At 67.0% G+C, this 21,935-nt stretch carries 16 protein-coding genes and 2 tRNA genes; 5 read left to right on the top strand and 13 right to left on the bottom strand.

What is annotated here, in order from left to right:
* Window positions 1-842 precede the first annotated feature (842 nt).
* The 3 genes from AC5RT3_RS04315 to AC5RT3_RS04305 all read left to right on the top strand — a co-directional run bounded on the left by AC5RT3_RS04315 (window position 843) and on the right by AC5RT3_RS04305 (window position 3,336).
* Window positions 843-1,706, top strand: a complete 864-nt coding sequence (locus tag AC5RT3_RS04315) for a winged helix-turn-helix domain-containing protein (RefSeq protein ID WP_494052036.1) — start codon at window positions 843-845, stop codon at window positions 1,704-1,706.
* A gap of 65 nt (window positions 1,707-1,771) precedes the next feature.
* Window positions 1,772-2,299 carry a SixA phosphatase family protein gene (locus tag AC5RT3_RS04310; RefSeq protein ID WP_494010767.1) on the top strand — a complete coding sequence of 176 codons (528 nt, stop codon included), beginning with the start codon at window positions 1,772-1,774 and terminating at the stop codon, window positions 2,297-2,299.
* A 38-nt stretch (window positions 2,300-2,337) separates the two neighbouring features.
* A complete protein-coding gene (locus tag AC5RT3_RS04305) occupies window positions 2,338-3,336 on the top strand; it encodes an EamA family transporter (RefSeq protein WP_494123587.1) in 999 nt (332 codons plus the stop codon).
* 541 nt (window positions 3,337-3,877) lie between these two features.
* Here AC5RT3_RS04305 and AC5RT3_RS04300 read toward each other — a convergent pair.
* The 5 genes from AC5RT3_RS04300 to AC5RT3_RS04280 all read right to left on the bottom strand — a co-directional run bounded on the left by AC5RT3_RS04300 (window position 3,878) and on the right by AC5RT3_RS04280 (window position 9,071).
* Complete coding sequence (locus AC5RT3_RS04300) at window positions 3,878-4,519, bottom strand: TetR/AcrR family transcriptional regulator (RefSeq protein WP_494052033.1); 642 nt, start codon at window positions 4,517-4,519, stop codon at window positions 3,878-3,880.
* On the bottom strand, window positions 4,516-6,552 hold the full coding sequence (locus AC5RT3_RS04295; RefSeq protein WP_494123586.1) for a YhgE/Pip family protein: 2,037 nt from the start codon (window positions 6,550-6,552) through the stop codon (window positions 4,516-4,518). Before AC5RT3_RS04295 ends, AC5RT3_RS04300 begins: the two co-directional genes overlap by 4 nt.
* Window positions 6,549-7,340 (bottom strand): ABC transporter ATP-binding protein, encoded by a 792-nt coding sequence (locus tag AC5RT3_RS04290; RefSeq protein WP_494052031.1) that lies wholly within the window; start codon window positions 7,338-7,340, stop codon window positions 6,549-6,551. Before AC5RT3_RS04290 ends, AC5RT3_RS04295 begins: the two co-directional genes overlap by 4 nt.
* Window positions 7,341-7,409: 69 nt before the next feature.
* Window positions 7,410-8,864, bottom strand: coding sequence for a dihydrolipoyl dehydrogenase family protein (locus tag AC5RT3_RS04285; RefSeq protein WP_494052030.1), 1,455 nt, complete (start codon window positions 8,862-8,864; stop codon window positions 7,410-7,412).
* Between the two features lie 130 nt (window positions 8,865-8,994).
* A tRNA-Arg gene (locus AC5RT3_RS04280) sits at window positions 8,995-9,071 on the bottom strand.
* A gap of 276 nt (window positions 9,072-9,347) precedes the next feature.
* Here AC5RT3_RS04280 and AC5RT3_RS04275 point away from each other — a divergent pair.
* Window positions 9,348-11,174, top strand: a complete 1,827-nt coding sequence (locus AC5RT3_RS04275) for a phosphoenolpyruvate carboxykinase (GTP) (protein WP_494123585.1) — start codon at window positions 9,348-9,350, stop codon at window positions 11,172-11,174.
* Between the two features lie 150 nt (window positions 11,175-11,324).
* Here the strand turns inward: AC5RT3_RS04275 and AC5RT3_RS04270 are convergent, their stop codons facing one another.
* From AC5RT3_RS04270 to AC5RT3_RS04255, 4 genes are all read right to left on the bottom strand, one after another.
* On the bottom strand, window positions 11,325-12,485 hold the full coding sequence (locus AC5RT3_RS04270) for a globin domain-containing protein (protein ID WP_494123584.1): 1,161 nt from the start codon (window positions 12,483-12,485) through the stop codon (window positions 11,325-11,327).
* Between the two features lie 148 nt (window positions 12,486-12,633).
* Window positions 12,634-13,098, bottom strand: coding sequence for an RrF2 family transcriptional regulator (locus AC5RT3_RS04265; RefSeq protein ID WP_494052027.1), 465 nt, complete (start codon window positions 13,096-13,098; stop codon window positions 12,634-12,636).
* Window positions 13,099-13,111: 13 nt separating this feature from the next.
* Complete coding sequence (locus AC5RT3_RS04260; RefSeq protein WP_494123583.1) at window positions 13,112-13,600, bottom strand: hypothetical protein; 489 nt, start codon at window positions 13,598-13,600, stop codon at window positions 13,112-13,114.
* A gap of 6 nt (window positions 13,601-13,606) precedes the next feature.
* Window positions 13,607-15,025: a phosphomannomutase/phosphoglucomutase gene (locus tag AC5RT3_RS04255; RefSeq protein ID WP_494123582.1), complete on the bottom strand. Its 1,419-nt coding sequence runs from the start codon at window positions 15,023-15,025 to the stop codon at window positions 13,607-13,609.
* A 142-nt stretch (window positions 15,026-15,167) separates the two neighbouring features.
* Here AC5RT3_RS04255 and AC5RT3_RS04250 point away from each other — a divergent pair, with 142 nt between their 5' ends.
* Entirely contained in the window at window positions 15,168-17,375 is a 2,208-nt protein-coding gene (locus AC5RT3_RS04250; RefSeq protein WP_494123581.1) for a RecQ family ATP-dependent DNA helicase, read from the top strand.
* Here the strand turns inward: AC5RT3_RS04250 and AC5RT3_RS04245 are convergent.
* The 4 genes from AC5RT3_RS04245 to AC5RT3_RS04230 all read right to left on the bottom strand — a co-directional run bounded on the left by AC5RT3_RS04245 (window position 17,299) and on the right by AC5RT3_RS04230 (window position 21,872).
* Window positions 17,299-18,780 (bottom strand): MFS transporter, encoded by a 1,482-nt coding sequence (locus AC5RT3_RS04245; protein WP_494123580.1) that lies wholly within the window; start codon window positions 18,778-18,780, stop codon window positions 17,299-17,301. The genes AC5RT3_RS04250 and AC5RT3_RS04245 overlap by 77 nt on opposite strands.
* Before the next feature lie 113 nt (window positions 18,781-18,893).
* Window positions 18,894-18,982 (bottom strand) — tRNA-Ser (locus tag AC5RT3_RS04240).
* Window positions 18,983-19,086: 104 nt separating this feature from the next.
* Complete coding sequence (locus tag AC5RT3_RS04235; RefSeq protein WP_494123579.1) at window positions 19,087-19,617, bottom strand: GNAT family N-acetyltransferase; 531 nt, start codon at window positions 19,615-19,617, stop codon at window positions 19,087-19,089.
* A complete protein-coding gene (locus AC5RT3_RS04230; protein ID WP_494123578.1) occupies window positions 19,614-21,872 on the bottom strand; it encodes a prolyl oligopeptidase family serine peptidase in 2,259 nt (752 codons plus the stop codon). Before AC5RT3_RS04230 ends, AC5RT3_RS04235 begins: the two co-directional genes overlap by 4 nt.
* Between the last annotated feature and the right edge of the window lie 63 nt (window positions 21,873-21,935).

The following is a 21,935-nucleotide window of genomic DNA, read 5'->3' as shown; positions in this document are numbered from 1 at the left end:
TCCCTTCGTGGGCCTGTCTATTCATTGCGTTGGACAAGTCCCGTCCGCTGGTTCCCTCCGCGGCCGAGGCCGGCCTCTTCACCCAAACGGGGCGGTCCTGGGCGGCGTCCATCGCGATGAGTAACAGCGCCTGGACCTCCGGTGTGGGCGGGCGGAGCCTGCGCGGCAGTTCAAGCCGTCGAACTTGGGAGCATCGCATCCAGTGGTCACAGTCCATCGACCGTACATACGGCGCTCGCGGCCGGGAGGTATTCGGCCCGGACGCGTGGGCCAGGTGCAGGGAGCGGAGTTGATCCTGGGCCTGCGGGCCGATAAACGCGGGCTTGCGGGAAAATTTCTTCCCTTGCTCCGCGCGCCGCTGGACACGCGCCGGGGCAGTAGGGGGCGATTTTGGCAATTCGCACTCACTTGAATAAAAAACTTCGCGGAGTCGCCTTTCGCGAAGAATATTCTGCCAACAGCCCTATTTGTGGCGGCAAATCGGATAACGAATGTTATTCTTTAGCTTCCGCCAGAATCGTGATCTGCGCCACAATAGAGCATTTCGTCTCACAATGCGGACGATTCGATCCATTGTTACTTGCAAGTTGCCATTGTTACGCTGCACACTTCCAATGTGAACAAGAACTCAACAGCACCTGCAGCCGCAGAATATTGGCCCAGCACATCAGCTGCTGCCGACATGCGCTGTTGTCGAATGCACGCCTGACCTTCTCCACCCATCGAAGTTCTTAGGCATTCGCCCCCCAGCCCAGCGTCGGGCGCCCCTCCCCAGTCCGCATTGCGGGGAAACCCAGCATTCGAGCCGCGATGGCGGCCATTCACATTGAGGTAAGCAATCCATGTCTGTTGCATCCGGATACGTCCACATCTCTGTCCGTAACGCCGCCAAGGCAGGCCAGCCCTCCGGCCTCCGCCCCGGATTTGGTCCGCGCCCGTCAATTTCGCCGTCTTCCGGAAGCAGCTTCCCAGCCCAGGGCTACGCGCCGCAGGGCTACAACCCCAACTCCTACGGGCAGCTCCGCGCCGTTCCCACGGCTGACTCCGCTCCTGTAACGGCACCCACGCCCGTGGTGGCAGGACCCAACGCCGTCCGCCCGGTGGCCAATGACAATGTTGCCCGCGGGTTCGTCCTGTACATGGGCATCGACGAGGAAACCGCTGCGGCTGCCGGCACCTCCATCGCCAAGCTTGCGCAGGAAATCCGCGCCTACGCCCAGTCCCTGGTAACCGGCGCCGAAAGCTATGCAGCCGTTGCCGTTGCCCCCGCGGGCACCCCCGGTTCGGCGCTCGACGTCGTCCGTTCCACCTTCGGCGACCCCACGGTGAACTCCCGCCAGCGCACCGAGACGCCCCGTCCGCAGCAGCCGCAGGAGCCGCGCCCGTCCGGTGTCCTGATCGATCTTGCCCGCCGCGAAGTCCACCTCGACGGCGAATCGCTCAACCTGACGTTCAAGGAGTTCGAGCTCCTCAACTACCTGGTGGAAAACGGCACCCGCACCGTGGGCCGCGACGAACTGCTCGAAGGCCTGTGGCGGAACGCCGAGGAAGTGCCCAACGAGCGCACCATCGACGTCCACATCCGCCGCCTCCGCTCCAAGCTGGGCCGCCTCGCCAACACGGTCCGCACCGTCCGCGGCCAGGGCTACCGATTCTACGAGCACCCGGAAGTAGTGGTCTGGGCCGCTCCTGAATACTCGATCTGACCCCAGGTCTTCCAACCAGCACCCGTCCCCGTTTGGGGCGGGTGCTGGTTCGTTAAGCTTGGGGCATGAGTGAGCACCATCTTCGCCGCCTTGTGATCATGCGCCATGCCAAGGCGGACTGGCCCGGCGGTGTGCCCGACCACGAGCGGCCGCTGGAGGAGCGCGGCCACCGGGAGGCGCCGCTGGCCGGGCGCTGGCTGCTCAAGCACAACATCGTCCCGGACTTCATCCTCTGCTCCAGCGCCCTGCGTACGCGCCAGACCTGCACCTGGGTGTGCTCGGAGCTGGGGGACAAGGCACCCACGCCGAAGCTGGAGGACGGCCTGTATGCCGCCTCCGCCCTCCGCATGCTCTCTGTCATCAACCATGTGCCGGATACCGTGACAACGCTTATGCTGATTTCCCACCTGCCGGGCGTGCAGGACCTGGCCATGCACCTCGCCTCCCGCGATTCCGACCACGACGCCTATATGGACGCGGCCACCCGTTTCCCCACCAGCGCACTCACCGTACTGGAGACGGAAAAGCCCTGGGCGGAGCTGGACGGGCAGGATGCCAGGATCACCAAGTTCAAGGTGCCCCGCGCCCATTAGCCCCGTTCCGGCCGGGTGGTTCTGGCAGAGTAGGGAGCGTGAATCTCCGGGACTCCCTGCTTGCAGTGCTGGTGGCCGTGCTGTGGGGCCTGAACTTCGTGGCAATCGACATCGGCCTGCACCCGGGCGGCGTGGAGGTGCCCCCGCTCCTGTTCGTGGCCATGCGCTTCATTTTGGTGGTCCTGCCGTGGATCTTCTTCATCAGGAAACCGGACGTCAGCTGGATGGCGATCATCGGCGTCGGGCTCTTCATGAGTGCGGGCCAGTTCGGCCTCCTTTACCTGTCCATGGCGCTGGGAATGCCGGCCGGCCTGGCGTCCCTGGTCTTGCAGGCCCAGGTACTGCTGACCGTCCTCCTCGCCGCTGCGTTCCTTGGCGAGCGGCCGAACCGCAGGCAGCTGGCCGGCGTCGTCCTGGGCGTGGCGGGCCTCGCCGTGGTTGGCGCGGGCCGGAGTGCCGTTGCACCCCTGCTGCCGTTCCTGATCGTGCTCGCTGCGGCCCTGTCCTGGGCGGCGGGAAACGTCATCGCCCGGAAAGCGAAGGCAGCCTCGGGGCTGGGCCTGGTGGTCTGGTCCGGCGCCGTGGTCCCGGTACCCCTCACCGCGCTCTCGCTCCTCGTGGACGGCCCGGACGCGGTACTCGCCACGCTCGCCACCCTCCAGGCGCCCACCATCCTCACCGCGCTCTATACCGCCGTCTTTGCCTCACTGGTGGGCTACGGCATCTGGAACCGGCTCCTGGCCAGCCACCCGTCGTCGGCCGTTGTGCCGTTTACGTTGCTGGTCCCCGTGGTGGGGATGACCGCCGCATGGCTTGTGCTGGGGGAGGTGCCGACGCCCACCGAGCTGGCCGGCGGCCTGCTGCTCCTGTGCGGAGTGGCGACGGCGGTGCTGACCCTGGGCGGGTGGCGTCAGTGCCGCGGGGTGGAACCGGCTCCGGGCTTGGGCGCAGGCCTGCGGGCTGGATCCGCGGACGACGACGGCCGCTTGGCTGTCGGGGGTACGCGCGACGTGGTCCGCGATCCGGAGCCGCGCTGAGCCGTGCCGCTTCTTGCCGCGCCGCCCTTTGCTGCCGCGATTTTAGGTCCGGCGCCTCTGGATGCAGCGCCCTTGGTGGCCGCCGGGCGGGAAGCAGCGGCAGGCCGCCGCTTCGCAGCGGGCCGCCGGGCAGGCGCCACCCTTCTGCCGGCAGGCCAGGCGGCACCAATGAACAGGACCAGGAACGTTGCCACAAAGGACACCCCGGCGCCGAAGAAGTAGTTGTCTGGATCATTGGTGGGCACCGGCGTGCCCAGGAACGTGGACTGGCCGTCAAACGCCAGCTCCCACGTGCTCAGGAACGCCAGGACAAGGCCGACAGTGAGGCTGGTGCCGGCCCCGACGCACAGCAATACCAGCCGGCGGCCCCGCACCAGGACCTCGCCGACGGCGGACAGATACGCAAGGGCAAGCACGCCAAGGAACGCGACGAACACCGGCTCGGCGAGGGTCATCCCCGTGAGCACGAGCAGCAACGCGGCAACGATGCCGGCGATGACCGCGAACTTTCCGCTTTTCCCCATGTGGCGCACGTGCACCATCATTCCGGAGGAGCAGGCTGCCGCAGGACGTAGCCACGCATGATGGCCATGATTGCTGCAACACTTTGGTCACGGCTGCGCTCGGGGTTGTAGGTCTGCCTGTCGAGCCCCACCACAAAGCAGGCACCGAAGATTGCCGTCTCCAGGCTGCCCCGGGACACGGACTCGTCCACAGGGTACGCCTGCGCCACATCGTCTACGGCCTGGGCAATGACGGCCAGCAGCTCGCCGCGCAGCACCGCGAAGGTGCCCTGCCATTCGCTGGGCGTCCGCCAGTTCTCGCTCACCCAGAGCCGGGCGAAGGACGGATACTCGGCCATGAAGTCCATGGCCTGGCCGATCATGGCTTCCATGGCCTGCAGCGGATCCTGTGCCGGCCCTGTCCCGGCCTCGAGCAGCCGTGCCTTCAGGATGTCCACGCCGTGCCGCAGCAGCTGCGCGATGAGTTCCGATTTGCTGCCGAAGTTGTAATAGACGGTGCCCTTGGACACCCCGGCGGCGTGGGCGATCTCGTCCACGGTGACGTTGGCGGCTCCGCGTCGGCCAATAAGCTCCATGGACGCGTCGAAGAGTTTTTGCCGGGTAGCCGTGGTCCGTCCTGGCCGCTGCCCTTTTGCTGGCGCCGGCGGCCCGGAGGTCATGCTGCAATCTCCGGTTTCAGCGTCTTCAGCGTCCAGTATTTGTTCCTGCGGACGGCCAGTGTGGACAGGACGGCCCCCAGCAGGGTGTAGCCCAGGAGTCCGAGGACCGTGGGGAGGATCATGGACAGGTCGGCCCCGTAAATCAGGTGCCGCATGCCCGTGACCACGTATCCCATGGGCAGTACCTGGTGCACCACATGGAGGGGTTCCGGCGTGGTCTGCCAGGGGAACGTGCCGCCGGAGGACACCAGCTGGAGCACCAGCAGGATCAGCACCACCAATTTGCCCGGCGACCCCAGCAGCGCCACGATTCCCTGGATGAGGGCGCTGAAGGCCGTGGCCGCCGCCAGCATGAACAGCCACATGAGGACCGGGTGCACCGGGTTCAGCCCCAGCGCGAGGTTCACCACGAGTGTAAGCAGGGTGGCCTGGACCGCGGACACCGCCAGGAACGGCAGCCAGCCGCCGACGGCGATCTTCCAGGACGGCGCGTTGGATGCCAGTGCCCGCTGCGTAATGGGCCGCATGACCTGCACCAGCATGAAGATGCCGATCCACAGCGCCAGTGTAAGGAAGAACGGTGCAAGCCCCGCCCCATAGGAGTCGGCCTTCGCCTGGGAAACGTTGCTGACGGCGACAGGATCGGCCATCACCCGCGACAGGTTGTTCTTCTGGGCATCGTCCGGGTTGGGTACCTGCCCCGCACCCCTGCCGAGCTCGTCCGCCAGCGAACGTGAGCCATCGGCGGCAGTGGCAGCCCCCGCGGCAAGCTGGGACGCACCAGCATCCAGCTTCCGGGCGCCTTCGGCGAGGCCGGCAGTGCCGTCCAGGGCTGCTTGTCCGCCGGTTGCCAGAGTGGCGGCACCGGTGTGCAGCTGGTCCGCCCCGCTGGACGCCTGCTGGACGGCGTCCTTGAGTGCCGGCGTCCCTGAAGCGAGCTGCGCGGCGCCGACGCTGACGGACTCGGCGCCCTCAGCCAGCTGCTGGACCTGGGCGGCGTCCGTCTGGACCTTGGCCTTGGCCGCCGCCACCGGGCTGGACGCCGCCGTGGCGTCGAAGTCGGCCAGGATGCTGTCAGCCTGTTCCTGGGTAAGGACGCCGGCAACGACCAGCCGGGTGTTCGAGTCAATGACGCGCGTGCGGAGTCCCTGGTCGGCCGTTTCCAGCTGGACGGCCACGTCCTGGAACTTCGCGTTCAACTGGGCGTTGCCGGCAGCCACCTGTGCCGCCCCCGTGGCGAGGGTCTGCGTGTCTGTGGGCAGGGACGCGGTCTTGTCCTTGAGGGCGGACAGGCCGCTGCTGAGTTGTCCGGCGCCGTCGGTCAGTTGGTTGGCGCCGTCCCGCAGCTTCAGTTGCCCTGCGTAAAGGTCGTCAGCGCCGGTACTTAGGCCGGAGGTTCCCCCCTGGAGTCCGGCCGCGCCGTCGCGGAGCTGCGCCACGCCGTCGGCCAGCCGGCCGGCGCCATCAGCGGCCTGCACCATCCGGGTATGGATCGTGCCGAAGCCGGTCAACAGCTGGTTGGCCGTCTCCTCGCCCACCTCCGTGGCTACGGTGCTGTGTACGGACGTGGTCAGCTTGTCCACGATGGTGCTCAGCAGATAGTTGTTCGCATCGTTCGTGGTGACGTTCAGCATGGCCTGGCTGGCCGAATCGAAGCTGCCCGGCGACACGAGGTTCGCGGAAAAGTCTTTCGGGATCTTCAGGGCGAACGCGTACTCACCGTCGCTGACGGCCTGGTCGGCTTCCTGGGTGCTTGCCACCGGAACCCAGTGGAAGACGTTGCCTTCCACCAGGCTGTCCGCCACCTTGGTTCCGGCCGCAAGATGGGTGCCGTCGCTGGCGGTGGCGCCGGCGTCCTCCACAACCAGAGCCGCATCCAAGTGGTCCAGGTTCCCGTACGGGTCCCAGTTGGCATAGAGATAGACGGCGCCGTACAGCAGGGGAACCATGGTCAGCGCCAGGATGGTCAGCTTGGGCAGCAGCCCGCCTGTCATGCGCTTGAGTTCGGAGCGGGCCAGCCGCAGAACGGTCACTTGGCAACCTCTGTTTCGAAGTGGGTGTGCTGGTGGTCCGGGCGGCGGTTCGCGTCGTCTTGCGCCTCTGCTTCCTCCCGGCGCCCTGCCTCGTCCCGGCGCCCTGCCTCGCCCCGGAGGTCTGCCGCTTCCTGGGGCGCTGCCTCGTCCCTGGATTCGCGGCCCGCCTCGGCGTTGCCGACTTCCACGGCTGGACCGGTCCATGACTGCGGCAGGGCTCTGACTGTTGCTACGACGGCGAGCGGCCGCCCGGCGTCGGACGCCAACTGCCGGAGCTGCGGCAGCCAGTCGCCGTCGTCCGCGCTGTGCCGGTCCGGAGAGTCCACTACCACCAGGTCCGTGCGGGGGTTGGCGAGGGCAAGGGAGACGAGGAGCTCCAGCCGGCGGCGCGGCTCCAACTGCTCGGTCCAGAGACCGGCGATGTCCTCGAAGCCGTTGACCTTGAGCCAGGGGCCGCTCAGCAGCGCTCCCCGGTAGCGGCGGGGGACAAGGGCCAGGTCCTCGGTCACCAGGTCGCGGACGCTCAGATGCTGCTCGGGTTCGTTGACGCCGGGGGAGTCCACCAACGCGCTGACAAGCCGCAGTTGGCGGATGCGTTGGTTGCCGTCCCAGCTGAGCACCCCGCTGCTGGCCTTCATCCTGCCGCCCAGGACCAAGGCAAGAGCTGTCCTATGGTCCTGGCGCTGGCCCGCGACGAGAAGCAGTTCACCCCGGCTGACGTGGAGTGAGGTGGAGGGAAGCAGTGGATCGCGGCGGCCTTTGACATGGAGCTGATGCGCTGAAAGCAAGAATCGCCTTTCGCGGGGAATGCGGCTGCTTCCAGCTTAACAAAACTGACCGGTCAGTTCAAATACCGCTCACAGCCCGTACTTCTCCAAAAGGCGCAACCACACCTCGCTGACGGTGGGGTAGGAGGGCACCGCGTGCCACAGGCGGTCCAGGGGAACTTCGCCCACGACGGCGATGGTTGCGGCGTGCAGCAGTTCGGCGACATCCGGGCCGGCGAAGGTGGCCCCGAGGAGGACCTTGCGGTCCTCGTCCACCACTAGCTGCGCCCAGCCCTCGTAGTTTTCGGAATGCAGTGAGGACCCGGCCACCTGGATGGGAAGCTCCACCGAGGAGGCGTTGTACCCGTCCTTGCGCGCCTTCTCCAGGGTGCGGCCCACGGAGGCCAGCTCAGGATCGGTGAAAACCACGCCGGGCACCGCGTGTGCGTTGGCCGTCTGCGCGTACCGGCTCCATTCGGCCGGTGCTCCTTTCAGTTCCCCCTTGGCGCGGGCGGCGATGGCGTCGCCGGTGGCGCGGGCCTCGTATTTACCCTGGTGCGTGTAGAGGTTTTCACCGGCGGCGTCTCCTACTGCATACAGCCACGGCTCGTCTCCGGGTGTTCCCTGGACCAGGCCTGAGGCGTCCGTGGCCAGGACAAGGTGCCCGTCCTTGTCCGGCTCGAAGCCAAGGCTTTCCAGGCCAAGCCCCTCCAGTGCGGGGTGCCGGCCGGTGGAGACCAGGACCTTGTTGGCCGTCACGGTGGTCCCGTCGGACAGCATCAGGCTGAACGTGCCGTCGTCGTTTTCGCTGATGCGCTCGGTGGCGGTGTTCAGGCGGAGTTCGACGCCGTCAGCGCGCAGCCCCGCGGCCACAAGCCGTGCGGCCTCCTCCGGAAAGTTCCGCAGCAGTCCGCTGCGCGCCACCAGTGTTACATCAGAGCCCAGGCGCGCGAATGCCTGGGCAAGTTCGGTGCCCGCAACGCCGCCGCCAAGGACAGCAAGCCGCTGCGGGACCTCCTTGGCCGACGTTGCTTCGCGGGTGCCCCACACCTGGAGGTCCTGCAGTCCCTCGATGGGGGGAGTGTTGGGCATGGAACCGGTTGCCAGGACTACCGCCTGCCGCGCCCGGAGCAGGTGCGATGTTCCATCCAGCCCGGCCACCTCCACGGTCCTGGCTGCAGTGAGCCATGCGTGGCCACGGACCAGTTCGATGCCTGCCTCCTTGACCCACGACACCTGGCCGTCGTCCTGCCAGTTGGCGGTCATGTAATCGCGGCGTTTCAGTACGGCTGCAGCATCCAGCGTGCGCGTGACGGCCTCTTTCGCGCCCGGCGTGGTCTGTGCGCCGTGCAGTGCGGTCCCAGGCCGGAGGAGTGCCTTGGACGGCATGCAGGCCCAGTAGGAGCACTCGCCGCCCACCAGTTCTGCCTCCACCAGGACTGCTGTCAATCCCCCCTGGACCACCCGGTCAGCCACGTTTTCCCCTACGGCGCCTGCGCCGATCACCACTACGTCAAATTCGCGCTCAACAGCGTCCGGCATCATGGGGAAAGCCTACGCCCGGGCGGTGACAGTAAGGGCCCTGTTTGGTGCGGCTACAGGGGGGGTGGATGCGCGGCGGGCCGGCGCTGGTTAACGCAAAAGGTCCGCACCGGCGAACCGGTGCGGACCTTGTTGGTGCGCCCAAAGGGATTCGAACCCCTGACCTTCTGTTCCGTAGACAGACGCTCTATCCAGCTGAGCTATGGGCGCATCTCGTGTCCTTGGAGAAGAACCGCTCTCCCCGAACCTCGAATTACTTTACGCGAGGTTGGCCGCCGTGCCAAATCGAAAGCCATGTAATCTGCGCAACTAGACCGGTATAGGTGACCTTCGTCACTTAATTCGCCGTTTTCCCGCTGCTTTTCCTTGAATTCTCGCGGAATCCGGTTTTTGCAGCTCCATTTGCCCGGCATCCGGCCCAAAAATGCCGGTGGTCCGGACCATAGCATTTAGCTCACACCGATGAACCCGAGGAAGGGAACCGAAATGGGCGATCTGGCGCAGAAACCGCTGCTTGATAAAGCACCCACCACACATGCCGGTCTGCTGGCATGGGTCGAAGAGGTTGCTGAGCTAACGCAGCCGGACCGCATCTACTGGGTTGACGGATCCGAAGAGGAAAACACCCGTCTCACCGATGAGCTTGTTGCAGCCGGAACCCTGACCCGGCTGAACCAGGAGCTGTTCCCCAACTCCTTCGCCGCTTTCTCGGACCCGGCTGACGTGGCACGCGTGGAGGAGCAGACGTTCATCTGCTCCGAGAACAAGCGTGACGCCGGGTTCACCAACAACTGGATGGCCCCGGCGGAGATGAAGGACAAGCTCCGCGGCCTCTTCGCAGGTTCCATGCGCGGCCGCACCATGTACGTCATCCCGTTCGTCATGGGCCACCTGGATGCAGAGGACCCGAAGTTCGGCGTCGAAATCACCGACAGCGCCTACGTTGTTGCCTCGATGCGCATCATGGCCCGCATCGGCACCGACGTCCTCAACCGCATCACCGAGACGAACGCCTTCTTCGTCCCGGCCCTGCACTCCCTGGGTGCCCCGTTGGAGGCGGGCCAGGAAGACGTGCCGTGGCCCTGCAACCCGGACAAGTGGATCGTGCACTTCCCGGAGGAGCGCTCCATCTGGTCCTTCGGCTCCGGCTACGGCGGAAACGCGCTGCTGGGCAAAAAGTGCTACGCCCTGCGCATCGCCTCCGTCATGGCCCGCGATGAGGGCTGGCTGGCCGAGCACATGCTCATCCTCAAGCTGACGTCCCCGGAACAGAAGACCTACTACGTCTCAGCGGCATTCCCCTCCGCCTGCGGCAAGACCAACCTTGCACTGCTGGATCCCACCATCAAGGGCTGGAAGGTCGAAACCCTCGGTGACGACATCACCTGGATGCGGTTCGGCAAGGAAGGCGAACTGCGCGCGGTCAACCCCGAGGCGGGCCTCTTCGGCGTTGCTCCGGGCACCGGCTGGGGCACCAACCCCAACGCCATGCGTGCCATTGCCAAGGGCAACAGCATCTTCACCAATGTTGCACTGACCGACGACGGCGGCGTGTGGTGGGAGGGCATGACCGAGGAAGTGCCGGCGCACCTGACCGACTGGCAGGGCAACTCCTGGACGCCTGAGTCGGGCAAGCCTGCCGCGCACCCCAACTCGCGCTTCTGCACCCCGATCGACCAGATCGACATGCTGGCCGAGGAATACCACAGCCCCAACGGCGTGGAACTGTCCGCCATCCTGTTCGGCGGCCGCCGCAAGACCACCATCCCGCTGATCACCGAGGCCCGCAGCTGGTCCAACGGCATCTTCATGGGTTCCACCCTGTCCTCCGAGACCACTGCCGCGGCAGCCGGTGCGGTGGGCGTGGTCCGCCGCGACCCCATGGCCATGCTGCCCTTCATCGGCTACGACGCAGGCGACTACCTGAACCACTGGGTCAACCTGTCGGCCAAGGCAAACCCCGAGCGGCTGCCCAGGATCTTCCTGGTCAACTGGTTCCGCCGGAACTCCGAGGGCGGCTTCGCCTGGCCCGGCTTCGGCGACAACGCCCGCGTCCTCAAGTGGGCCATCGAACGCCTCGAAGGCAAGGCGGACGCCGTCGAAACCCCCATCGGTTTCGTTCCCACCGGTGACTCCATCGACCTCGAGGGCCTGGACATGACCCCGGCGCAGGTGGAGGAAGCCGTGAAGGTCGACCCCGCCGAATGGGCTGCTGAACTTTCCTCCATCGAGGAATGGTTCGCGAACTTCGGCGGCTCGCTGCCCGAAGCCCTCCAGTCCGAGCTGGCCGGCCTGAAGAAGCGTCTTTCCTAAACGGTTACAGCAGCACGACGGCGGCCCCGCACCTTTCGAGCGAAAGGTGCGGGGCCGCCGTCGTTCCGTGAAGGAGTTTTTGTCCAGATACGGCGACTTCCAGTCACTTCAAGTCGCCGTATCTGCCCAAAAACTCAGGGGCTGGGAGGCCTAGCCGGCCAGCCAGATGTCCGGGCCGAAGACCTCGTAGTGGATGCTGGTGGCCGGCACCCCGGCGTCGATGGCCTCGTTGCGGATCTTCTGCATGAAGGGAAGCGGGCCGCACAGGTACAGGGACGCATTGGCGGGAAGATCCACCTCCCGCAGCGACATGAAGCCCTCGCGCGCGCCTGCCTCGGGCTTTTCCAGCCACAGCTGCAGTTCGGCACTGTCCAGGCGTTCGACGTCGTCCGTCATCTGGCTGCGCAGCGCCCAGCTGTCCAGGGCGCTTTCTGCATGCAGCACCAGGACCTGCCGGTCCGTTCCGGCCTCGGCCAGCGAACGCAGGATGGAAGCCGTAGGGGTACAGCCGATGCCGGCAGAGGCCAGGACAACGGGACCGTCACCCTCCTTGAGTGTGATCTCGCCGTACGGGTTGGAGATTTCGAGGATGTCGCCCACCTGCACGTCCCGGTGCAGGACCGGGGAGACCTCGCCGCCGTCGTCAAGTTTTGTGGTGAAGGTGCGGCTGGTCCCGGCGTCCGCCGACAGGGAGTACTGGCGGACCTGCCGGAGCCCTTCCGGGAGCGCCACTTTGACGCTGATGTACTGGCCGGGAAGTGCCGGCGTGACCGGGGTGTCGTCCGCCGGCTCCAGGGTGAAGGTCATGGCACCGGTGCCGGCCGGAGTCTTGGCCGCCACGCGCCACGGCATCCACATCCGGTCATTGGCCTGGCTGGCGTACAGCCCCTTCTCGAGCTTGATCAGCGCATCGGCCATAAGCCAGTAGACCTCAGTCCAGGCCTCGGCGATCCCAGGCGTGATGACCTCGGCGAGGTCCTCGGCGATGGCGGCGAACAGGTGCTCGTAGACCACCTGGTACTGCGGCTCCGTGATGCCCAGGGAAGCGTGCTTGTGGGCGATCCGGGACAGAACGGCTTCGGGAAGTGTGCCGGGGTTGTTCACCAGGTGGGTGGCGAAGGCCGCGATACTGCCCGCCAGGGCCTGCTGCTGGTTGCCCGAACGCTGGTTGGAGCGGCTGAAAAGCCCGTCCAGCAGTTCGGGGTGAGCGGCGAAAAGGCGGGAGTAGAACTTGGGCGTGATCGCGCCGATCCGCGACCCGACCAGCGGAAGGGTGGCTTCGATGACGGGGCGGGACTTTTCCGAGAGCATGCGGACTCCTGAGATAGTGGCCGGGGCCTTCGTCCGGCCAAGTACGAATACATGCATTTCAGATGCGTGTATTCATAGCTCAAGTTCTACAACTCGTAGAAGATGAAATCAAATTGCACGGAGATGTTGCGCCCGGCCGCAAAGAGTCTTATCCGGGGCCAGGCCGGAGTCCGGGCCGGAGGCCGATCATGTCGAAGACCGGGGCCATCTGACGCGACCCGGGCAGGTCCGCGATCACCACGGAGTCAAGCTCCCGGTAGAACGCCTCCCTGGCCCGCGCCAGCGCTGCCCGCAGCTTGCACTCATTGATGAGCGGGCAGTTGCCTGTTGCCGCCATGCATTCGGCGGGGTCGGTGCGTGTGTCAAGTTCGCGCAGGATCTGCCCCACCGTTGCCGTGCGGCCCGCGTGGCTCAGGCGTGAGCCGCCCGTCCTGCCCCGCGCTACCTCGATCAGCCCGAGGCTCCGCAGCTTTGCCATTGCCTTGCTGACATGGTTGTAGGGCGTTCCCACCGAATCCGCAATGCTCTGCGTGGTGAGCAGCTCGCCGCCGGGAACGGCGGCGAGCACCATCAGTGCCCGCAGGCTGACATCGGCGAAGGCGTTGATCTTCATGGCAGGCGGCGGTCTAGTCCACCCAGATTGCGGGTTCGTTGGTGTCGGCACCCAGTTCGCCGAATTCCCATGTGCGGGTTGCCGTGTTGGCCGCGTAGGGCAGCACGGCCGCGAAGACTGAGCCATCGCGGTGTTCGGCGGCCACGTGGATGGCGTCCGAGTCCTCCTCCACCAGCAGGATGTCGCACACGATGGCGCCAGCCCGGAAGTCATCCCTGTTCTGCCGCAGCAGGGCGTGAAGGTCGCTGATCATCGCGTCGGCATCGAAGTCCGCGTCCGAATCCTCCGCCACGTCGGCGGGGGAGACGGCAACGAGCCGTACCTCGCCGTCGTTCTGGACGGTGAGGGCGAAGGGCAGGAACCCGCCGTTGCGCTGGAGTTGTTCCTGGGCGGCGCTGACGCCCGTCCCCAGGAGGTTCTCCAGGTCAGTTGCGGTGCCGTCCGGAACAGAGTCGCGCCAGGAGGCCTGTCCTTCCGCTTCCGGCATTGTCCCGTCAGCCATTCCGGCCTAGGCCCGGACGATCGACAGGACGCGGTCGCGGACCCGTTCCATGGTGCCGCGGTCGGTAGCTTCTGCATTGAGCCGGAGGAACGGTTCGGTGTTGGAGGGGCGCAGGTTGAACCAGTAGCTGCCGTCGTTGGCGGTGAAGGTGCTGCCGTCCAGGGTGTCGATGGTGAGGTCCTCGCCGGCGAAGGCGGCGCGAACCCGTTCCACGGCGGCAGGCTTGTCTTCAACTTCCGAGTTGATCTCGCCCGAGCTGACGTAGGGCTCGTATTCGCGGCCCAGCTCGGACAGCGGGCCGTCCTGCTCACCCAGGGCGGCCAGGACGTGCATAGCGGCCAGCATGCCGGTGTCCGCGTTCCAGAAATCCCGGAAGTAGAAGTGGGCCGAGTGCTCGCCGCCGAACACTGCGCCTTCCTTTGCCATGACGGCCTTGATGAAGGAGTGGCCCACGCGTGTGCGGACGGCTCGGGCGCCGTCGTGCTCCACCAGTTCGGCCACGGCGCGGGAGCAGAGGAGGTTATGGATGATCGTTGGCATGGACTCGCCCTGAGCCTTCGCACGGGCGATCTCCCGCCGGGCCACCATGCCGGTAATGGCCGACGGCGACACGGGCTGGCCCTTCTCATCCACCACGAAGCAGCGGTCGGCGTCGCCGTCGAAGGCCAGGCCGATGTCCGCGCCGTGCTCGATAACTGCGGCCTGCAGGTCGCGGAGGTTCTCCGGCTCCAGCGGGTTGGCGGGGTGGTTGGGGAAGGAGCCATCCAGCTCGAAGTACAGCGGAATGATGTCGAACGGCAGCTTGGGAAGCAGGGTGTCGCCCAGGACCGCGGGCGTGGTGAGGCCGGCCATGCCGTTACCGGCGTCGACAACGACTTTGAGGGGGCGGGAACCTGACAGGTCCACCAGCTTGCGGAGGTATTCGGCGTAGTCCTTGAGCACGTCGCGGACACTGATCTGGCCCCGGGTGCCGGCAGCGGGAATGGAACCGGTGTTGAGGTACTGCTCAGCGAGGGTCTGGATGTCCTTGAGGCCGGTTTCGGAGGAGATGGGAACGGCGCCGGCCTTGGACATCTTGATGCCGTTGTAGCCGGCAGGGTTGTGGCTGGCGGTAAAAGTGGCGCCGGCGCGGTCCAGGAAACCGCATGCGAAGTACAGCTCATCGGTGGAGATCAGGTCCAGCAGCTCAACGTTTGCGCCGCGGGTTGCTGCCCCGGCTGCGAAGGCTTTGCTGAACTCGGGGGAGGAGGGGCGCATGTCCCCGCCCACCAGGATGGTATGCCCCTCGAGCTGCAGGACGTCCACGAACGCGGCCCCCACGGCTTCGACGATTTCGGCGGTGATGGTCTCGCCAACGATCCCACGGACATCGTAGGCCTTGAAGGATGCCGAGAGATCAAAAGTCGTTGTCTGTTCGCTAGTCACGGGCTTTATCTTACGATGGCGCGGAAGGTGCCTGTGGAGGAGGGGTGGCGGCAGCCCAATTTGACGGCCGGGTCTGTGGGCCGGTTTCCACATATAAGTCCGCCATGTGCCCGCTGTCGGAGGTGGCTGGGATACTGAATCAATGGTCGATAACCAGCACGCCGCCCTGATAGACACGCCACCAACTTCCGGTACAGCATCCAACGGCCCCGGCCCTGCCTCCGCCACCCACCAGCAGGCACTGGAGGTCCTCCGGGAGCTGGTGGGCCACCCCGAAGCCGGTTTCCACGAAGGGCAGTTTGAAGCCATCGAGGCGCTGGTCGACGGCGGGCGGCGGGCTTTGGTGGTCCAGCGCACCGGCTGGGGAAAGTCGGCCGTGTACTTCGTGGCGTCCCTGCTTCTCCGGCGGCGGGGTGCGGGGCCCACCCTCATTGTCTCGCCCCTGCTTGCCCTGATGCGGGACCAGGTGGCCGCAGCGGCAAGGGCAGGCGTCCGCGCCGTGGCCATCAACTCGGCCAACCAGCTTGAGTGGGACACGGTCCGTGAGCAGCTGGCAGCGGACCAGGTCGACGTCCTGCTCGTCTCCCCGGAACGCCTCACCAACCCTTCCTTCCGGGAAAACCAGCTGCCCGAACTGATCCGGCGCACAGGCCTGCTCGTTATCGATGAAGCACACTGCATCTCCGACTGGGGGCACGACTTCCGCCCGGACTATCGCAGGATTGCCGACCTGATCACCCGGCTGCCGGAGTCGGTCCCCGTGCTGGCCACCACCGCTACCGCCAACTCCCGAGTGGTGCACGATATCGAGGAACAGCTCGGGGCAGGCGTCCTGACCATCCGCGGCGCACTGGGCCGGGACTCGCTCCGGCTCGGCGTCCTGTCTTTGCCGGACTCCAAACAGCGCCTGGGTTGGCTCCTGACACACCTGTCCGATCTTCCCGGCAGCGGCATCATCTACACACTGACGGTCTCCGCCGCGGAGGACACCGCCCGGCTGCTGATGGAGGCGGGGCACGAGGTCCTGGCCTATACGGGCCGCACCGATCCCGCGGACCGTGAACGAGCCGAACAGCTGCTCAAGGACAACCAGGTCAAGGCCCTCGTGGCCACATCCGCGCTGGGCATGGGATTCGACAAACCCGACTTGGGCTTCGTGGTCCACCTGGGCGCGCCTTCCTCGCCGGTGGCGTACTACCAGCAGGTTGGACGTGCCGGGCGTGGTGCCGCCAACGCCGACGTCCTCCTGCTTCCGGGCTCCGAGGACCGGGAAATCTGGCAATACTTTGCCACCGCCTCCATGCCCTCCGAGGAGAAAGCGGCCGCTGTCCTTACAGCTTTGGCGGAGGCCGGGACTGCGCTGTCCACGGTGGCCCTCGAAGCGCGGGTGGACCTGCGCCGCACCCCGCTGGAGCTGCTGCTCAAGGTCCTGTCGGTGGACGGGGCCGTTGAGCGCGTAGGGGGAGGCTGGCGGTCCACGGGGCGGCCCTGGATCTACGATGCGGAGCGGTACCAGCGGATTGCCGAGGCCCGGGTGGACGAGCAGGACTCCATGGTGATCTACCAGGACACCGCGGGCTGCCGGATGGAGTACATTACCTCCGTCCTTGACGATGAAACGGCGCATCCCTGCGGCCGGTGCGACAACTGCGCCGGCCGCTGGTTCCCGGCAGACGTGGCGGAGGATGCCACCGCTGCCGCCGGCCAGACCTTGAGCAGGGCGGGCGGTGTCCTGGAGGCGCGCCTGCAGTGGCCCAGCGGCATGGACCGTCTGGGCGTTCCGGTGAAGGGAAAGCTGAAACCCGGCGAAGGACTCTCGGAAGGACGCGTCCTGGCCCGCCTGACGGACCTTGGCTGGGGCGGCGCGCTGCGGGAGCTGTTCGCTGCAGGTGCCCAGGACAGGCCCGTGGATCCCGGGATGCTGCAGGCCTGCGTGCAGGTCCTGCGGGAATGGGGCGCCGGCGATTCACGCACCCCGGGCTGGAGCGGTGCGGGCAGGCCCGCCGCCATCGTGAGCATCCCGTCACGGAGCAAGCCGCAGCTGGTGGGCTCCCTGGCCCGGGGAATCTCGGAGATCGGCCGGATTCCCTACCTCGGCGAGCTGCAGCTGGCCCACGGCGGCCCCACCGGGAGCCGCGGCGGCAACAGCGCCTACCGGCTGGCCGGGGTGTGGGACCGACTGGCCGCCGGACCGGAGCTTGAAGCAGCGCTGGCAGCAGTCCAGGGGCAGAGCGTGATGCTGATCGACGACCTCGCGGACAGTAGGTGGACGCTCACGGTCGCGGGCCGCGCTCTTCGGCAGGCCGGGGCCGGCGCGGTTCTTCCACTGGTACTTGCCCAGGCCGGCTGACTTCCGCACCCGCGTGCCGGGGCAGCAGGAGGCTGTCCAGGGTGCTGGCGAGCATCAGGGCGGCCATGGCCAGGAAGGCGCCGCGGAACGGGCCGGCCGGGTCCGCAGATCCCGCCGGCAGTCCGGAGAAGATCCGGATTAGCAGTGCCGCCACGGCGATGCCCGCGCCGGTGGCGAGCTGCACAAGGGTGGCGGAGACCGTGTTCGCTGACGTCAGCTGGGCCGGCACGATGTCTGCGTATTGCACCGAGGCGTAGGCCGAGAAACCGATGGACCGGAACGCGCCGCTGCAGACCAGCAGGGCGAATGTCAGCGCCTGGGGTGTTTCGGACGTGAGGAAGGCGCAGGCGGCGAAGGTAGCGGCGGACGCGAGGGAAGCGAAGACCAGCATTGCCTTGAAGCCGAAGCGGCGGATCAGCGGGGTGGTGGCCGGCTTGATACCGATGTTGCCGATGAAGACCGCCGCCACCATGATGCCCGCGTGGATGGGGGACCAGCCGAATCCTGTCTGGAACATCAGTGGCAGCAGGAAGGGTACGGAGCTGATGGTCAGGCGGTAGACGAACCCGCCGGTGGCCATGGCGCGGAACGTCCGCGTGCGGAACACCTCCAGGTCGAACAGCGGGTTCCTTGCCTTGCGCATCCACAGCACGGCGGCCGCGAGGCAGAGGGCTCCGGCGGCTGCGCTGATCCCGGCCCAGGGGGTGTTGGGGTGGGCGCTGGCCAGTTCGAGGCCGGTCACCAGTGCGCCGACGCCCAGGGTGGTGAGGATAAGCCCGGGCCAGTCCAGGCGGCGGCCCGGGTCTCCGCTGGTGCCGGGCACCAGGCGCAGCGCTGCGATCAGGGCGGCGGCGCCGAGCGGAAGGTTGATCAGGAAGATCCAGTGCCAGGACAGATAGGTGGTGAGTGCGCCGCCCACCAGGGGAGCGAGGACCGGAGCCAGGAGTCCGGGCCACACCAGGAAGGCGGTGGCTCGCAACAGTTCGGCTTTGGGAGTCCCGCGCAGGACCACCAGCGTTCCGACCGGCACCATCATGGCTCCGCCGGCGCCCTGGGCGATGCGGCTCAAAGTCAGGGTGGTGAGGTCCTGGCTCAGCGCGCAGGCAAGCGAGGCGGCGGTGAAGACGGCGATGGCGAGGCAGAACACCCGGCGGGCTCCGAAGCGTTCGGCCAGCCAGCCGCTGATCGGAATGCCCACCGCCACCGTCAGCAGATAGGCCGTCATGGTGATGTTTACGTCGGCTGCCGGAACGCCGAAGTCGGCGGAAATGTTGGGGATGGCGGTGGTCAGGACCGTGCCGTCCAGGAATTCCATGAAGAACGTTGCCGCCACCAGGAACGCCAGGCGCGGATTCCACACCTGCCCGGTGCTTCCGCTTCCGTCCACCTGAGTACTCGCTGCCATTCGTTTATGGTGCCATCGGGAGTAGCCTGCAGCAGTGCGTGTCCGGTCCCCGGACGGCCCCGGCCAGGCCCCGGGAACGCAAAAGGCCCCGGTCCAGGGACCGGGGCCAAACGCGGAGACGGGGGGATTTGAACCCCCGGTCGAGTTTAACCCCGACCCTTCATTAGCAGTGAAGTCCATTCGGCCGCTCTGGCACGTCTCCAATTGCTATTCCTAGCCCACCAAGGATACGCAGATCCGGGCACCCAGTGCAAAACGCCGGGGAGCAGGCACAACGCCAACAGGCATGGAGTGCAACAGCGGAACTCAGGCGGCGGGTTGCGCGGGCCGCACCATCCGGATCTCGTGCAGGTTCTCCCACTCGGCCAGGACATCCTCGGCGCCGTCAGGTTCAAAGCCGAACCGGCGGTAGAAACCGATGGCACGGCTGTTGTCGGCCGCCACCCACAAGCTGGCCGCTTCATTTCCAAGTGCCGTTTCCAGCAACCGCCGGCCCAGTCCCAGGCCCTGGTGCGAGGCCAGCAGGTACAGTCCCCACAGCTGGAAGTCTCCGGAGGCCGGCGGTGGATGCCCTTGCGGGGAACCCGGGGCGGGATCCCACCGGACACCCGCGAATCCGACCACTGTCCCGTCGTCGCACGCCACCCACGCCGCCGCGGGCTCGGGACGGTCCAGCAACATCCGCCACAACTCCAGCCGGTTGGCCGGATCCACCCCGGACAGGAAGGCGTCGGAGAGCATCCCGCGGTACGTTTCCCGCCAGCAGCGGATGTGCACCTCGGCCAGCGCCTCCACGTCGGCGGCGACGGCCCGCCGCACCGACAATCCTGGCGTCACGACAACCCGCCCGCCAGCGCCTTCCACAGGAAATGCTGGCTGCGTGCTTGCAGCGCGGCGGCTTGCCGGTTGTCGGACGCACCGGCGTGGCCGCCCTCCAAGGCTTCATGGAACCAGACGTTCGGGATGCCCATGGCCAGCATGCGTGCTGCCATCTTCCGGGCCTGGACGGGCCCCACCCGGTCATCGGAGGTGGCGGTCCAGATGAACGTTTCGGGGTACTCCACCCCGTCCCGGAGCAGGTGGTAGGGGGAGAAGGTCCTGATGTACTCCCACTGCTCCGGCATATCCGGGTCGCCGTACTCCGCGATCCAGGAGTGGCCGGCGGACAGTTTGGTGTAGCGCCGCATGTCCAGCAGGGGCACACCGCAGGAGACGGCGCCGAACAGTTCCGGGTAACGGGTGAGCATGTTCCCCACCAGCAGCCCGCCGTTGGAACCGCCCACGCAGCCCAGCCGCTCGCGGGATGTGACCCCGCGGCTGATGAGGTCCCGGGCCACGGCCGCGAAGTCCTGGAACGCCTTGTGCCGGTTCTCCTTGAGGGCGGCCCGGTGCCAGGACGGACCGTATTCGCCGCCGCCGCGGATGTTGGCCACCACGTACACCCCGCCACGCGAATGCCCGTCGCCGCGGCCGGCGGGGCCCGCGGTCCGGCGCTCCAGCCACGCCCTGCCCACGGTGCCGCTGTAGGCAGGCGTCCGGGAGATTTCGAAACCGCCATAGCCCGACAGCTGGGTGGGGTTCTGGCCGTCCAGTGGCAGGTTCCGGGCGGACACCTGGAAATAGGGGACGCGTGTTCCATCCTCGGACACGGCGAAATGCTGCTGCACTTCGTACTCGCTGTCCGCAAAGAACGACGGCGATGCCTTCACCACCGCGTGCCGGCTTACCACGCCGGGCTGCCCGCCGTCGTCGTGGTTGCGTTCCAGGATTCCCCGCATCAGCGTGCTGGGGGTAGTGAACCCGGTGGCGACGAGCCAGAAATCGTCGCCCGCACCGCCGTCGGCCGCAGTTTCGTCCTCATCGTCCACGGCGTAGGCGTTGACGTCGTGCAGGGGCGGGCAGGCATCCAGGGGAGTGGACGCCCAGGCGCCCGCAGCGCTGTCGGCACCTGCCGCGGGGCAGGACGGGTCGAGGACCCGGATTTCGGACGAGACGTCACGAAGGAGATTCAGCAGCAGGAAGTTGCGCGTCCAACTCCAGGACTGCAGCGAGGTGCGGGCATCCGGCGTGAACAGGACGGACACGCGGCGGCTGCCGGCCAGGTAGTCCTCGAACGCCGCGGCCAGCAGCGATCCGGCCGGATAGGTGGTGCCGGCCAGGATCCAGTCCTGCTGCGGGCGGAACAGCAGCCACTCGCGGTGCGCGCTGACGTTGACGTCGGTGGGGACGTCGATCGCCACCCATTCCCCCTCGCGGAGCACCAGGTTGGTGCGGTTGAAGAAGTCGATGTAGTCCACGGCGAACGTGCGTTCAAAGCCGGGGGTGGAATCGTGGGCCACCACTGCCATCATGTGGTCTTCGGGGACCTCAAAGAGCCGGGGAGCGGACGCGAGGCTGGTGCCGCGCCTGAGGGTTACCGCGGTCCGGGCATAGGAGGACGCCGTCCTGGGCAGCCCTTCAGCCGTGGAGGCGACCAGCAGCGTGTCCGCGTCCAGCCATGACACGTTGCCCTTGGCAGTGGGTAGGTCGAAGCTGCCCCGCGCGGGGTCCACGAAGGAGCGGGTCTCGACGTCGAATTCGCGGTAGCGGTTGGCGTCGCCGCCGTCGGGGGAGAGCGCCAGGAGAGCCAGGCGGTAGGGGTCGCCGGCCGCCGGCCGGAGGAACGTGGCTCCGTGGAACACCCACTCCTCGCCTTCGGCGGCGGACAGCGCGTCCACGTCCAGCAGGACGTCCCACTCGGGGGAGGCAGTGCAGTAGCTTTCCCAGGTGGTCCGGCGCCACAGGCCCTTGGGGTTCTGCTGGTCCTTCCAGAAGTTGTAGTACCAGTCGCCGCGCTTACCCACCATGGCGATGCGGTCCGTGGAGTCGAGGACTTCCAGGATGCTGCCCTCAAGCGCCGCATAGTCCGCGTCCTCGAGCAGGTCCTCCGTGCGGGAGTTCTGCTCCTTGACCCATGCAAGCTGCTCTTCGCCGTAGATGTCCTCGAGCCACACGTTTTCGTCGATGGGCTCCGGCGCGGTGCCCGCAGGCGCGCTCCCGTGGCTGGCCCCGGAACCCGGAACGGACGCTGAATCAGCTGCAGTGGTGGTCATTCGCCCATCCAAACAACATCGGCGCCGGCGGGCAAGGCGTTCAGCTGGCAGCGGATAGTCTGG

The sequence above is a fragment of the Arthrobacter sp. Y3221159 genome (assembly GCF_059089885.1).
The sequence above is the reverse complement of the archived record's forward strand: the minus strand, read 5'-3'. Positions and strand labels throughout refer to the sequence as shown.